General features: G+C 45.1%; 14 protein-coding genes. 9 read left to right on the top strand and 5 right to left on the bottom strand.

Annotated features, from left to right (window positions below; all coding sequences use genetic code 11):
* The first annotated feature begins 44 nt into the window (after positions 1–44).
* A complete protein-coding gene (gene dprA / locus FXO21_RS27990; protein ID WP_149643188.1) occupies positions 45–1166 on the top strand; it encodes a DNA-processing protein DprA in 1122 nt (373 codons plus the stop codon).
* Positions 1167–1169: 3 nt separating this feature from the next.
* Positions 1170–1799 carry an AlbA family DNA-binding domain-containing protein gene (locus FXO21_RS27985; protein ID WP_149643187.1) on the top strand — a complete coding sequence of 210 codons (630 nt, stop codon included), beginning with the start codon at positions 1170–1172 and terminating at the stop codon, positions 1797–1799.
* Between the two features lie 38 nt (positions 1800–1837).
* On the opposite strand, the gene FXO21_RS27980 is transcribed toward FXO21_RS27985, so the two are convergent.
* Both FXO21_RS27980 and proS read right to left on the bottom strand, forming a co-directional pair.
* On the bottom strand, positions 1838–2266 hold the full coding sequence (locus FXO21_RS27980; RefSeq protein ID WP_149643186.1) for an FKBP-type peptidyl-prolyl cis-trans isomerase: 429 nt from the start codon (positions 2264–2266) through the stop codon (positions 1838–1840).
* Positions 2267–2327: 61 nt separating this feature from the next.
* The gene (gene proS, locus FXO21_RS27975; RefSeq protein ID WP_149643185.1) at positions 2328–3803 is read right to left on the bottom strand and encodes a proline--tRNA ligase; all 1476 of its coding nucleotides are present in this window, start codon (positions 3801–3803) and stop codon (positions 2328–2330) included.
* Between the two features lie 181 nt (positions 3804–3984).
* On the opposite strand from proS, the gene FXO21_RS27970 reads away from it, so the two are divergent.
* Entirely contained in the window at positions 3985–5262 is a 1278-nt protein-coding gene (locus tag FXO21_RS27970) for a hypothetical protein (protein ID WP_149643184.1), read from the top strand.
* Positions 5263–5412: 150 nt separating this feature from the next.
* Positions 5413–6942: an OmpP1/FadL family transporter gene (locus FXO21_RS27965; RefSeq protein ID WP_225865892.1), complete on the top strand. Its 1530-nt coding sequence runs from the start codon at positions 5413–5415 to the stop codon at positions 6940–6942.
* On the opposite strand, the gene FXO21_RS27960 is transcribed toward FXO21_RS27965, so the two are convergent.
* From FXO21_RS27960 to FXO21_RS27950, 3 genes are read right to left on the bottom strand one after another with little or no spacing between them, the layout of a single operon-like run.
* Positions 6943–7446 carry a shikimate kinase gene (locus FXO21_RS27960; RefSeq protein WP_149643182.1) on the bottom strand — a complete coding sequence of 168 codons (504 nt, stop codon included), beginning with the start codon at positions 7444–7446 and terminating at the stop codon, positions 6943–6945.
* Positions 7447–7462: 16 nt separating this feature from the next.
* Positions 7463–8554, bottom strand: a complete 1092-nt coding sequence (locus FXO21_RS27955; protein ID WP_149643181.1) for a BT_3928 family protein — start codon at positions 8552–8554, stop codon at positions 7463–7465.
* A 27-nt stretch (positions 8555–8581) separates the two neighbouring features.
* A complete protein-coding gene (locus FXO21_RS27950; protein WP_149643180.1) occupies positions 8582–9124 on the bottom strand; it encodes a DUF1599 domain-containing protein in 543 nt (180 codons plus the stop codon).
* 28 nt (positions 9125–9152) lie between these two features.
* Between FXO21_RS27950 and folP the strand changes: the two genes are divergently transcribed.
* From folP to FXO21_RS27925, 5 genes are all read left to right on the top strand, one after another.
* A complete protein-coding gene (gene folP / locus FXO21_RS27945; RefSeq protein WP_149643179.1) occupies positions 9153–9998 on the top strand; it encodes a dihydropteroate synthase in 846 nt (281 codons plus the stop codon).
* Positions 9999–10040: 42 nt separating this feature from the next.
* Complete coding sequence (gene cdaA, locus FXO21_RS27940; protein WP_149643178.1) at positions 10041–10844, top strand: diadenylate cyclase CdaA; 804 nt, start codon at positions 10041–10043, stop codon at positions 10842–10844.
* A 103-nt stretch (positions 10845–10947) separates the two neighbouring features.
* Positions 10948–11211, top strand: coding sequence for a 30S ribosomal protein S20 (gene rpsT / locus FXO21_RS27935; RefSeq protein WP_031527289.1), 264 nt, complete (start codon positions 10948–10950; stop codon positions 11209–11211).
* Positions 11212–11370: 159 nt separating this feature from the next.
* On the top strand, positions 11371–12645 hold the full coding sequence (locus FXO21_RS27930) for a beta-propeller fold lactonase family protein (protein WP_149643177.1): 1275 nt from the start codon (positions 11371–11373) through the stop codon (positions 12643–12645).
* Positions 12646–12782: 137 nt separating this feature from the next.
* Positions 12783–14396, top strand: coding sequence for an ABC-F family ATP-binding cassette domain-containing protein (locus FXO21_RS27925; protein WP_149643176.1), 1614 nt, complete (start codon positions 12783–12785; stop codon positions 14394–14396).
* Positions 14397–14439 lie beyond the last annotated feature (43 nt).

The raw sequence follows: 14439 nt of genomic DNA, 5'->3' as shown, positions 1-14439 counted from the left end.
GCGGCTTAGCCCGTTCAGTTTTACACAAAAACACACTAACAAACATGAATCAAACCCCAGAAACGGAAGAAATCTGTATACTCGCCCTGATGCGCACTCCGGGAGTAGGCTCGGTAACGATTCGTCAACTGATCAGCTATTGCGGCAGTGCAAAAAACGTCTTCAAAGCTGACTACAAGAAGCTTATCAGAATTCCGGGTGTGGGAGAAAAGGTGGTTAAAGCGATTTTAACCAAATATCAAATGAGCGATGCAGCGGCAGAATTCGAAAATTGCCGCAAATTGGGAATCGGGCTTCATTTTTTCACAGATTCCACTTATCCGCTCCGATTAAAGCCACTCTACGACGCTCCGATCGCACTTTACTCAAAAGGTAATTTCAATTTTAATGCCGGCAGGGCGGTTGGGATTGTTGGCACGAGGCAGGTTAGTGAATATGGGAAATCGGTAACCGAATCAATCATTCGCGAATTACAACCATATAATGCGCTGATCGTGAGTGGACTTGCTTATGGAGTGGACATAGTTGCTCACCGCGCAAGCCTGCAGCATAATTTGCAAACAATTGGCGTAATGGCAAGCGGCATAGATGTGATCTACCCTGCCGCTCACAAAAAGACAGCATTGGACATGCAGCACAACGGAGGGTTGGTAACCGAAAACCCGCTGGAAACCAAACCAGATTTTATGCGTTTTCCGGCCAGAAACCGCATTATTGCCGGATTAAGTGATGTTGTTATCGTGATCGAATCCGGTAAAAAAGGAGGGAGTCTGATTACAGTCGAGTTTGCGCAAAACTATCATCGGGAGGTGTATGCAGTTCCCGGTATGATTGGAAATACCCAGTCCGAGGGCTGCAATGGTTTGATCAGAGACCACAAGGCATCCATTTTTACTTCAGTGGATGATTTTATAAACGCACTCGGCTGGGTGCTCGAAGCGGCCGCTGACAAGCCCACCCCGAAGAGCCTGTCGCTGAGTTTCGATGGATTCACACAGGATGAGGGGCAGATTCTTTCGATGCTTAAGCAGAAAGGCACCACTCAGATTGACGAACTGGCATGGCATTCAGGCATGCATTTGAACAAATTGGCGACATTATTGTTAAACCTAGAGTTTCAGGGAATGATCAAATCGTTGCCCGGCAAAAAATATAGTCTTATTTAATGAATGATTAAAAGTATTGGAGAGATTATCAGTGCGGGAGAGGGATTAAGCATTGAATTCAAACGCAGGATCGACAATCCGGCGAAAATTGCCCGGACGATCGTTTCGTTTGCAAATACTTCCGGCGGAATATTGATGATCGGAGTGGCTGATTCGGGAATAGTTACCGGAGTGAGCTCTGAGCTCGCGGAGCTGCAAAAACTTGAAAAGGCCAGCCTGGACTTTATTGAACCGAGAATACACATTCAGATAAAGTCTGAGCGGATCGATGGGAAGCAGGTGATGCTGGTGTTCGTGCAGGAAAGTGCTGAAAAGCCTCATTATGTCGTAGGCGAGCGGGGAGCCCGTACGATTTATATTCGTGTTAAGGACAAAAGCGTACCCATTCCCAAGCTATTGCTTTACAATTCGGACAATTTGGAAACAGAAAAGCTGCTTGCTTCCAGGCATGTGAAATCACTTATTGCTTACCTGAAATCGGCGGATGCAGTAAGTGCAAAAATGTTTTCCAAAATGATCAATATCTCAGAAAAACGTGCCGACAGGATGTTACACGATCTTGCAGCGAGGCAAATCCTATTGAAAATACCAGGGACAAGGCCGGAAGCGTTTAGCCTGAAATGGACTGAATAAGAGAACGGACCGGTTAATTGCCGGTCCGTTTCGTTTTGCTAGTTAATTCCTACGAGTTCAAGTTCAAATATGAGATCCTGACCGGCTAGCGGGTGATTTGCATCGAGGATAACCGAATCTTCGGTTACCTCCCTTACAATAACCTGTATGACCTGCCCGCCATCCTGATGCATATTAAGCGTGCCGCCGATTTCCAGGGGGATGTCTGACGGAATTTGCTTGCGATCAAAATTGATAATCATATCTTCATTTACGGGACCATAAGCTTCCGCATTCGGGATATGGATTGTCTTCTTATCACCTACTTCCATACCGGTAACCCCGTCGTCAAAACCTTTGATGACCTGTCCGCTTCCCAACTGAAAGTTGAGCGGATCGCGTCCTTCCGATGAATCGAATAATTGTCCGTCGGGTAGTGTTCCTTTGTAGTGTACCTGTACGTTGTCTCCTGCCTGCGCCTGCTTCATTGTTTCTGGTCTTATGGTTAAAAAAAATCAGTTTCCTGATTGTACTGGATTATTTGTAAAATTAATATGCCCGCGCAAAAACTACCCGGCCCGCCGATGGTTTGCCGGAATAAATGCAGGCACCACTCTCTTCCTCACGATTAAGAGGAATACAGCGTATAGTAGCCTTGGTTTCTTCTTTGATCTTCTCTTCCGTTTCGGAAGTTCCGTCCCAATGTGCCAGGATAAATCCACCCTTCGTATCAAGTACCTGATTGAATTCTTCGAAAGTATCTACCTTGAATGTGTTTTCCTCACGGAATGCCAATGCCTTCTTGTAAATGGATTCCTGAATATTGTCAAGAAGCGATTTAATGTGATCTGCAATACCTTCCAGGCTTACCGTTTCTTTGGTTTTAGTATCACGGCGAGCCACTTCTATGGTCCCGTTTTCCAGGTCACGTCCGCCCAGCGCCAATCTTACTGGCACACCTTTCAATTCGTATTCAGCAAATTTATATCCCGGCTTGTAAGCGTCATTTGAATCGTATTTTACCGAGATACCCATTTTTTTAAGCTGCCTGGTAATTTCATCCACCTTTTGGGAAATTTGCTCTAGCTGCTCGTCATTTTTATAGATTGGTACGATCACTACTTGTATCGGCGCCAGTTTGGGAGGGAGTACCAGTCCGCTATCATCCGAATGCGCCATGATGAGCGCGCCCATCAGCCTGGTGCTTACACCCCAGGAAGTTCCCCATACATATTCAAGCTTTCCTTCCTTGTCCTGGAATTTCACATCAAAAGCATTCGCGAAGTTTTGCCCTAAAAAATGGGAAGTTCCGGCTTGCAGTGCTTTTCCGTCCTGCATCAATGCTTCGATACAATAAGTGTTTTCGGCACCCGCGAATCTTTCGTTTGCTGTTTTTACACCTTTTACAACCGGCAAGGCCATCCATTCTTCTGCGAAAGTCGCGTACACTTCAAGCATTTGCTCACTTTCTGCAATTGCCTCCTGGGCAGTTGCGTGAGCGGTATGTCCTTCCTGCCACAAAAACTCGGCAGTACGCAGAAACAGACGCGTCCGCATTTCCCAGCGTACCACATTAGCCCATTGATTGATCAGCAGCGGCAGGTCCCGGTAAGATTGAATCCAGTTTTTGTAGGTGCTCCATATCACGGTTTCTGAGGTAGGCCGAACGATGAGCTCTTCTTCCAGTTTGGCATCCGGGTCTACAATCACACCCTTTCCGTCGGGATCGTTTTTCAACCTGTAATGCGTGACCACTGCGCACTCTTTAGCAAATCCTTCTACGTGTGACGCTTCTTTACTGAGGTATGATTTCGGGATAAAGAGCGGAAAATAGGCGTTTGTGTGACCGGTTTCCTTAAACATATCATCCAGTGCACGCTGCATTTTTTCCCAGATAGAATAGCCGTAAGGTTTGATCACCATACAGCCTCTCACTGCAGAATTTTCGGCGAGATCTGCTCTTTTTACCAGTTCATTGTACCATTCGGAATAGTTTTCACTCCGTGTTGGCAGGGATTTACTCATATTAGGATTTTTTTGTAATTGAAATGGAGTATATTGTTATAAACCGCGTGAATTTCGGGGAGTTGCAAAGATAGTTTTTTATGTTAACTTTGGAATTAATGTCATGTAACAGGCGTTTACATACTAGTATGGAACGGAATTTATAGCTATATTAGCAACAAACTTTTAATCCTTTTAAGCCATGATTACAATCAATAAAGCGAAGCACTTGTCTTTGCTAATTTTATTGGGAGCTTGGGGATGTACTTCAAATCAATATGTATCACGTTCGGGCGATGGATATGACGACCTCTACGGAGGCGGGCCGGGTTCGGGGGTAGTAACGAGAGACGGAGGTGCAGATCAGGAACTATCCCGAGCAGACAATCCCGATTATAGCTACACTGGCGATTATGCCGAAAGCGGAACCGCAGATTACTACGATGAGTCCTACATGACATCACGTGGTGTGAAGCGCGCGGTATCCAGCGATGTAGGCTACAATGCAGGCTTTGTAGATGGCTTCAACAGCGCTACATCCAATATCAGTCCATTTTACGGCGGAATTGGGTCTTACTGGCCTGGAAGTATGATGAATGCAGGTTTCCGCATCGGGTATGGAAATGGATTCAGAATGAGCCCGTATATTGGTTTCGGAATGGGTTCTATGATGGGCGGCTATTCCCCATGGGGCTATTCTCCATTCGGTTACGGCAGTATGATGGGCTACGGTGGCATGATGGGTTATGGTAGTATGATGGGCTACGGATACAGTCCTTTTGGCTATGATCCATTTGGTTATGGCATGTACGGTTACGGATATGATGGTTTCTACGGAGGTGGATATGGATATTCTCCATGGGCTTACAGCCGTCCTGTTATCGTAATTAACAATGCGGAAAGAGGTGTTTCAAGAACCTATGGGCCACGAGTTGTATCAAACGGAAGGGTTCGCAGTGCATCAGGAACTACACCTTCGAGGTCAAGGGCGGTTTCTAACGAAAGAAACGGTGGCAGAAGATCGTCAAATGCTATATCTGCAAATGACACGTACTCGTCGCCAAGATCGGGAAGAACTTATAACAGGGGGGCAGTAAGTAATCCGGGTGGCAGAACAGCCAGTGAGACTTACTCATCAAGAGGCGCAGGTGAAGGTAACAATGTATACTATTCTCGTCCCCGCCAATCAGGAGGCAGCACTTACTCTCAGCCGAATACTGGAAGCACCGGAAGCTACACTTCGCCACGTTCATCCAGAAGCGGTAATACTTACAGTCAGCCATCATATAACGTTCCTTCAAGGAGCCAGTCTGATTACAGCGCTCCAAGCCGGACTTATACACCTTCAAGAAGTGAATCGTACAGTGCGCCACAACGTACGTACAGTGCGCCTAGTGCACCTTCGAGATCGTACAGCGCACCGTCAGGTGGTGGCAGTGGAGGAGGGGCAACCCGTTCTTCTTCAAGAGGGCCAAGATAAGGTTGAAATAGTAAATTCATATGTGAAAGACCCTGCAAAACATTTTATTTTTGCAGGGTCTTCGTTTTAGTAAAATTTTAAAACAGCGTTGATTTTTTGTAATATATTATCATGAATAAACCGCATTCAGGAGCTCTGTTAATTTTTAGCTTGCTAATATCCTCCTCGACGACCTTCGCTCAATATGCCAGCGATGCTTTTAGATATTCGGAAGTAAATCAGACAGGTACCGCCCGTTTTCAAGCCGTTGGCGGAAACCACGCTGCCCTGGGAGGCGATGCCAGCGCGATCAGCGGAAACCCGGCCGGACTCGGCTTTTTCACCCGCTCTGAACTATCGATCAGCCCCGGTTTTAGTAATAACAGCACAGATACTAAATATATCGACCGCGTTACATCGGCCGGCAAGAGTTCGACAAACCTGGCCAACGCTTCGCTTGTGATCACCAGCCAGCCCGGTTTTCAGCGTAAATGGAAAAGGACCTCTCTGGGAATCTCTTTTTCAAGGCAGCAGTCTTTCCAGAACCGTTTCAATTACGCGGGTTTAAATAAGAGCAGCAATTTTTTGGACCGGGCAATCGAGGATGCGAATGCAGTAGGGTGGACAGATGAGGATTACAATCAGGAACTTCAGGATAACCAGGGTACGTACAGATATCTTGATCATGCCTATTACCAGTTGCAAACGATTTATCCGACCAAATTTGTGTCTACCAGTGAAGGTTACGGGCCGCCATATGCGCGCGATGATGACAAAAATGCGACGTTGCAGCAGGGTTTTTTCAATTCAAAAGGCGTACAAAGCCAGTGGACCATTGCGTATGGAGGAAACTATAATGACAAGCTATATGTAGGCGGTTCCGTAGGGTTCAGCAGGATCCGGTACAATTACACGCACATGTTGCACGATTCGATTATCAATGCTTCCTACTTCCATTCCACGACCAATTTTCAGGATTTCTCGTCCTCTGGAACCGGGATCAACGCCACGTTTGGCTTGATTTATAAACTCAATCCATTTGTCCAGCTCGGTGCCTCACTTACTTCGCCGACTTTTACGGCGATTCGGGAAACCTTCAACCAATCGGTGGCAGCAAACTACATTCGCGGATCCATTACCAACGATCAGGGTGTAGATATCGGTCCGAGAGAAAGCCGGATTTCTATTGTTCCCAACGATTTCGAATATTCGATCTTGAGTCCGTTCAAAGGCTCAGCAGGTGCCACTTATTTCATTAATAACAAGGGATTTATCTCAGGAACTGTCGAGTTTGTAGGCTATTCGGGAATGCGGCTCCGGACAAATTTTCTGACAGACCAGGAGAATGAAGATTTCCGGACAAACAACAATTCCGAGGTGAAAGACGTATACCGAAATGTGGTCAATGCAAGATTAGGCGGAGAATATCGTTTCGGTTTGCTGCGCGGTAGGCTGGGGATTGCCTATTGTGCCGACCCTTATTATGAGCGTCTGGATGGAATAAAGCGGGATAGATTGCTCTATTCTGCTGGCGTGGGAGCCAGGTTTAGCCGGTTATTTGCGGATTTGGCCGGCACCTATTCAGTTTATAAATCGACTTATACGCCTTACACGCTTGAAAACCCTGATAAGCAGTATTTCACAGCAAACATTTCGAATAAAGCATTGAACGTTGTCCTTACAGTAGGCTACAACTTCTGATCACAGCAGCGGTTTTAATTCCTGCATCAAATGGCTTGTGTCAATATCTCCCTTCAATGTAATGAGCGCCTGTGAATAGAACGGCAGGCGCTCTTTTATTTTTTGATCCAAAGTTTCAACAAGCGAAGCAGCCCCGGAAAGTATAGGTCTATCATCTTTTCCGTGGTTTTCAATGCGGCGGGCTAGATCAGCGGCAGGCACATCGAGAAAAATGCTGATCCCCATCTGATTGATCAGGTTCATATTATCAAAAAAGCAGGGAGTACCTCCGCCGGAGGCCAGTACCATGTTCCTGCGGATGGAAATTTCTTTCAAAATCCTGCTCTCCACCTCCCGGAAATAAGTTTCGCCTTTTTGGGAAAATAGGCTGGGGATATCCATGTTCTGGTCCTGTTCAACGAGTTTGTCAAGATCTACAAACCGGTATCCCAGTATCCTGGCCAATTTTTTTCCAAGCGTCGTTTTACCCGACGACATCATCCCAACGAGAATTATATTCTTCATTCTGAAATTAAGGCACTTATTTCACAACAGTAAGGACTTCTTCGGCAGCTGGCGTATCATTATAATGCCACTTACCTTTCACGGTACCTTCTTTTAATAGCCAGAGACCAGGATTTGATCGCATGATGGTTTTCAGGACAGTTGCATCAACATAATAAAAAGGGGCATTCAGCTGATGTGCGGCTACAAATTTGACGATCTCATCACTATTACCCGAAGTAAGTATGATCGGCTCAACTCCTTTCCCGCGAACGCCGTCGAAAAGCTTGTTGATGTCCGGAAGTGCGGCGGTGTTGATATCCGTCAGGTTTTTGATAACCAGGAAAAGTTTGGTACCCTTAAACGTTTCTTCAGTAAAATCGCCAGCGTCATTCCAGACTTTATAATCGGTGATTTTCGGTTTGGCGTCTTCATTCAAAACAGTCATTTCTTTGAATACCAATGTTGTATCGCTCGGATATTGCTCATATTCAAATTTCTTTCCGCCTTTTTCAAAAGTATATAAATAGCGAAGCGGTTCTGATGGTTTCAGTTGCTCCGGAATATTAGCGCCAACGCGATACGGTAACAGATCGAGGATTGGTAAATGCCGAAGAGCGTAAACGGCGATTCCCAGCGACACCATTGTTGAAATCGCGACAATAATACCCGTCGGTAGCGGGCTAAATTTCTTACGATAGTAAACGATGATGAGAATAAGCGCGAGCAAAAAGATATCTTTCAAAAAAGAAGTCCAGGGGGTAAGCTTAATGGCAGCTCCGAAACATCCGCAGTCGGTTACCTTGTTAAAGTAGGCGGAGTAGAAAGTCAGGAAGGTGAAGAAAATGATAATGAGCAGTAATAGCCAGGATACTGTCCTCGGTTTATAACCAACCAGCAGAGCGATGCCCAGTACTACTTCTGCTGTGCAGAGAAATACGGAAAAATAGAGTGCAAGCGGAACCAGCCCCATGAAAAAATCATGAAATGCGGGCAGGTCTGTGGCGAAGACTTCGAAATATTCTTCCAGCTTATACTGAGTCCCGATTGGATCATTGAGCTTGATCAGCCCCGAAAAAATGAATAGTAGCCCGACAATTACCCGGGAGATTTGAGCGATAATTTTCATTTAATAGCTGTATTAAATGTCTGAATACTAATTCGTATCCAGTGCATTGGATTTGATCAGACAAAAAACTGAATAGTTAATAATATCCTGGTAACCTGCTTTCACGCCTTCGGACACAATTGTTAAACCGTTATTGTCCTCGATTTGTTTGATCCGCAGCAATTTCATCAAAATAATATCAGTCATCGAGCTGATCCGCATATCCCGCCAGGCTTCGCCGTAATCATGATTTTTATTGAAAAGCAGCTCCGCGACTTCATTCACCTGCTTGTTATAAAGCCCGGTAAGCTCTGCATCGGGAAGATTTTCTTTTTCCTGGCTATCGATCTGGATCAGAGCCATGACGCAATAGTTGATGATACCTATGAATTCTGACGAAACATTTTCGTCAACTTTCTGTACCCCTTTTTCCTGAATCGTCCGTATCCGCTGTGCTTTGATGAAGATTTGATCGGTAATGGAGGGGATGCGCAAAATACGCCAGGAGGTTCCGTAATCTTTATTTTTTTTTGTGAAAAGATCTTGGCAATACTGAATGATTTCCTGATATTCCGATTCTGTGGATTTCACTGTTTTGAGTTAGTATTTAAACAAATCTATGCTGCAAGTTAGCAAAAAATCACTCAACATCCGGGGCAAAATCGTCGATCTGACTACGCCGCTGGTGATGGGGATACTGAACGTGACCACCGATTCCTTTTTTGACGAAAGCCGTGCGATCACCGAAAATGAAATCGCGGACCGGGTAGGTAAGATGCTGGAAGAAGGTGCCTCGATCATTGACATGGGCGGTTATTCGACAAGACCAGGCGCAAAACACATTGATATTGAGGAGGAATCGGAGAACATACTTGCCGCACTGCAAACGCTTAGTAAGTATTTTCCCGAACTCATTATTTCAGTAGATACATTTCGCTCAAAAGTCGCTGAAATGGCGGTAAAAAACGGCGCGGGAATAGTGAACGACGTTTCCGGCGGGAATCTGGATGCTGATATGTTCGATGTGGTTGCCAGGCTGCGGGTGCCGTATATTCTGATGCATATGCGTGGCGAGCCACAGACAATGAACAGGCTGACTACCTATAATCACCTTCTAATTGATATTCTGAGCGACTTGCGGACAAAAATCAGTTCATTAAATAGTAAGGGTGTGACTGATATCATTGTCGATCCCGGCTTTGGATTTGCAAAAAACATTGCCCAGAACTTTGAGCTGCTCAAAAAAATATCCGAATTTCAGTTACTGGGTTATCCGGTATTGGCAGGGCTTTCCAGGAAATCAACCATATATAAAACGCTTGGCATTACTCCCGGCGACGCCCTCAACGGTACTACGGTTTTGAATACGCTTGCATTACAACAGGGGGCATCCATATTAAGGGTTCATGATGTAAAAGCGGCGGTGGAAGCTGTAAAACTATGGTCTGCGGTCAGTAACTCTTAGAAATTTAATAGTAATTTAGGCGCGAATTTTATTGATTTTCCTATGCGTGTGGGTTTTTTAAACATTAACTGGACTGATGTCCTCGATGTTTTTCTTGTTGCCATCTTATTATACCAGGTTTATACGCTTGTCCGCGGAAGTATTGCCAGCCGTGTCTTTTTGGGGTATTTGTTTGTTTATGTCTTTTACCTGGTCGTCAAAGGTCTGGGACTGGGATTGCTGACTGCTATTCTTGAATATTTTATGGGCGTAGGTGCCGTTGCGCTGATCGTCATTTTTCAGCAGGAAATCAGGCGGTTTTTATTGATCATTGGTAAGTCGACCATTTACACTAATAATGGTTTTTTAAAAAAGATAATCGGGGCGTCGGTACTTGACCTGAAAGCAAAGAATTTAAGAGAAATTGTAGATGCTAGTAAAACCATCGCCGCGAACTTCACAGGGGCGCTGATCGTCGTTAACAAGCGGGACGATCTGACCAAATATGTCGAAACAGGCGAGATGCTCGAATCCAGGGTGTCAAAGCCGCTGTTGGTTTCCCTTTTTAATCAATACAGCGAGTTGCATGATGGCGCTGTGATTATTGTCGACGGCGTCCTGAAAGCGGCCAGATGCGTTTTACCTGTTGCCGATGGCGTTGATGTACCTTCTTCGCTTGGTTTTCGTCACCGGGCCGCAATGGGAATGAGCGAGGCAACCGATGCGATTGTGATCGTAATTTCTGAGCAGACAGGCAAAATATCCCTGGCGGTGGAGGGAGAACTGCACGGCAATATTCCATATAACGAACTCGAAAGCCGGATTGAGGAATACCTTTCGTCTGATTTACAGCGCATGAGGAAATAGATGCTGGAAAGCCCAAATTTATTTTATTGTGAAATTTGGCAAATTGTACTCAAATCTCTATTTTTGCACACCGAAATGAGAAATTGAAAAATATTAATACGAAATGGCAAATCATAAATCAGCTTTAAAAAGAATCCGCGCGAACGAAACAAAGCGTTTGCGTAACCGCTATCAGCACAAAACTACACGTTCATATATCAAGAAACTACGCGAGACGACTGATAAGACAGTAGCTGTTGAAGTTTACAAAACAGTATCTTCGATGCTGGATCGCCTGGCGAAGAAAAATATTATTCATAAGAAAAAAGCTTCTAACCAAAAATCGAAATTGGCCAAATTGGTTAATTCACTTGCGGTAGCAGCGTAATTTTCTACTGAGAAAATCACCCCGATAGCTCAACTGTCGGGGTTTTTCTGTTATATTGCGAATTAAAGAAAGAAACCTTGGCTGGCATTTGTGCTATTCAAGGTTTCTTTTGATTTATAAGTAAATCTTTTTAAACCATCTAAAACCTAAATTCTTTTTATGAAAAAAGTCGTATTATTTGCTGGTTTAGCAGCTTTGGGTAATATCCCCGCAGTTGCTCAATCTCCCATCGCCTTTAATGCCCGTGGCCTGGTCGTAGTTTCCGATGCTGATATGTCGGCCTCTGCATTTGTCGATGGTAAGCTATTAAGAGACAATACATCAAAAGATCAGTTAAGCACTATCAAATTTCCGGTAGAAAGAGGAAGCAAAGGACTTGGATCTGCCCTTGTGTCGAATTCAGCACTTGGGTTTTCTAAAACACTGGCTGTACCGGCAGCCGGAGGCCTCGCTTACGTGATTGAAAACCGCGTAAGGCCTGAGGACGGTGTCACTGAATACAAAGATCCAGCCGCAGAATTTCCTGTTGGCGAAAAGCTCTTCGTCATTGACATCAATAATCTGTCGGCTCCCAAAGCGAAGTTTGGTTTTCCTGTTGGTAAAAAACCAACTTCTATAGATGTGAATAAAAACGAGCTGATACTTTCAACCAATGATACTGGGAAAGAGCTTGTTTTCATTGAATCCGGTCCTGATGGAAAACCGGCGCGGTTCCTTAACTTACCCGCCGCGATTGATTCTGCAAATAGGATTATCGACGTTTCCTGGCACCCTTCCGGCGACTTTATCGCTTTTACATTAGACAATTCCAATGAAGTTGGTTTGTATAAAGTGATCAGAGAAGCAGGCAAATTGAAAAATGTAGAAATGCTCGGTAAACCTGTAAAAGTAGGTACTGAGCCTTCTTTTGGGAGATTCACTCCGGACGGCAAACACTATCTGGTACTCGATTCAAAAGGTGCGCAGGGCAAAGCTGCTGGCGAAGGAGAAATTTTCTTGGTTGACTTCTCAATGGATGGCTCTGCCGAGCATAAAGTTGCCGGCCAGGCGCCGGTTGGCTTGAACACAGGTTCTTTTGCCGTAAGCCCGGATGGTACGTTGCTCGTAACTGCGAATGCGGGGAAAAGCGGTTCTCCCTGGACAGAGGCAGGAGCAGGAACAGGAGCAACACTTGCATTATTTAAGGTCGCACCAACAGGTGCATTGACCAAAGTAGCCGATTATCCGTTCCAGGGAATTTACCCCCGGAGTGTAGTTTTTGACAAAGACGGTTCCAATGTTGCGGTTTCGGTCTTTGAATATCACCAATATGGCAGCGGAAATGGCGGCGTAGAGTTCTGGAGTGTGGCCAAGGGGGATAGCCCTTCTCTGAAAAAGCAGGAAGCGTCCATTGCAGTAGGAAAGGGAGCGCATACTTTACGCGTAATTCCCTGATCGCAAATTGTAATATGAGCAAGGCAGACCGGAAAGACCCGGTCTGCCTTGTTTGCTTTTAGTTTGGCCAAAATACCCGAAATCGACTCGATTTTTGTAGTTTTGCGGTCTCATTCATAAAATAATCGGTTTTTAAGATGATTACGGTTCAAAACGTATCACTGCGATACGGTAAAAGGATACTATTCGACGAAGTAAATATAAAGTTTGTCCCGGGTAACTGTTATGGTGTGATCGGAGCCAACGGGGCAGGGAAATCGACCTTTCTGAAAATTCTTTCAGGCGAAATAGAGCCGCAGACAGGAAATGTCAGCATGAACCCCGGGGAGCGGATGACGTTCCTGAAACAGGACCAGTTTGAATTTGACTCATATTCGGTCATGGATACTGTGATCCTGGGGCACGAGCGGCTCTATAAAATCATGAAAGAACGTGAGGCGATTTACGAGAAAGAAGATTTTACCGACGCAGACGGAGAAAAAGCGGCGGAGCTGGAAGCGGAATTTGCAGATCTGAATGGCTGGGAAGCGGAAACGGAAGCAGCTCAGCTTTTGAGCGGCCTTGGACTGAGTGAAGACCAGCATCAGGTGATGATGGCGGATCTGAACTCTAATGATAAAGTAAGAGTACTGCTTGCACAGGCATTATTTGGAAATCCGGATGTACTTCTGCTCGATGAACCTACCAACAACCTGGACGTAGAGACGGTTTTGTGGCTGGAAAACTTCCTGGCGGATTTTAAAAATACTGTGATCGTCGTATCTCACGACCGTCACTTCCTGGATGAAGTTTGTACGCACGTGGTTGATATTGATTTCAGTAAAGTGCAAATGTTCTCAGGAAACTATTCATTTTGGTACCAATCCAGTCAGCTGGCGTTGAAACAACGGCAGGATGCGAATAGAAAAGCGGAAGATAAGCGCAAGGAACTGGAAGAATTCATTCGCAGGTTCAGTGCCAATGCTTCGAAATCCAAGCAGGCTACTTCACGTTCAAAATTGCTTGAAAAGCTCACGATTGATGATATTAAGCCCTCTTCCAGAAAGTATCCCTATATCGCATTCAAGTCTGAGCGCGAAGTAGGAGACCAGTTGCTGAGGGTGGAAGGCCTTTCCAAAACAGCTGAGGATGGAACGAAACTGTTTGATAACCTGAGCTTCAATGTAAACAAAGGTGATAAGATCGCATTCGTGAGCCGGAATGTCATGGCTATCAGTACTTTCTTTGATATTATCAGTGAGGTTCAAAAGGCGGATAAAGGCAACTATACCTGGGGAGTTACGATTACAAAATCGTATTTCCCGAAAGATCCGGGGCAGTTTTTTGACGTGGATTTAAATCTCGTCGACTGGCTCCGTCAGTACTCGGAGGAAAAGGATGAAAGTTTTATCCGCGGATTTTTAGGCAGGATGCTGTTCTCCGGAGAGGAATCTCTGAAAAAGGCAAAAGTACTTTCAGGAGGTGAAAAAGTGCGTTGTATGTTGTCACGCACAATGCTTTCAGGTGCCAATGCATTGGTATTGGACGACCCTACCAACCACCTGGATCTCGAATCGATTACCGCCTTGAACAATGGGCTTATCGATTTCAGCGGTTGTTTGTTATTCTATTCTCATGATCACCAGTTTGTGCATACCATCGCGAACAGGATCATTGAAATCGGACCAAAAGGAATTCTGGATAAATTAATGAGCTACGATGAATTCCTGCAAGACGAAACAGTTAAGCAGCAGCGGCAGAAGTTGTATTAATTACATATTGAAAAAAAACGAAGAGGCTGGTCAAATCGACCAG

Source organism: Dyadobacter sp. UC 10 (assembly GCF_008369915.1).
Lineage (GTDB): Bacteria > Bacteroidota > Bacteroidia > Cytophagales > Spirosomataceae > Dyadobacter.
The sequence above is the reverse complement of the archived record's forward strand: the minus strand, read 5'-3'. Positions and strand labels throughout refer to the sequence as shown.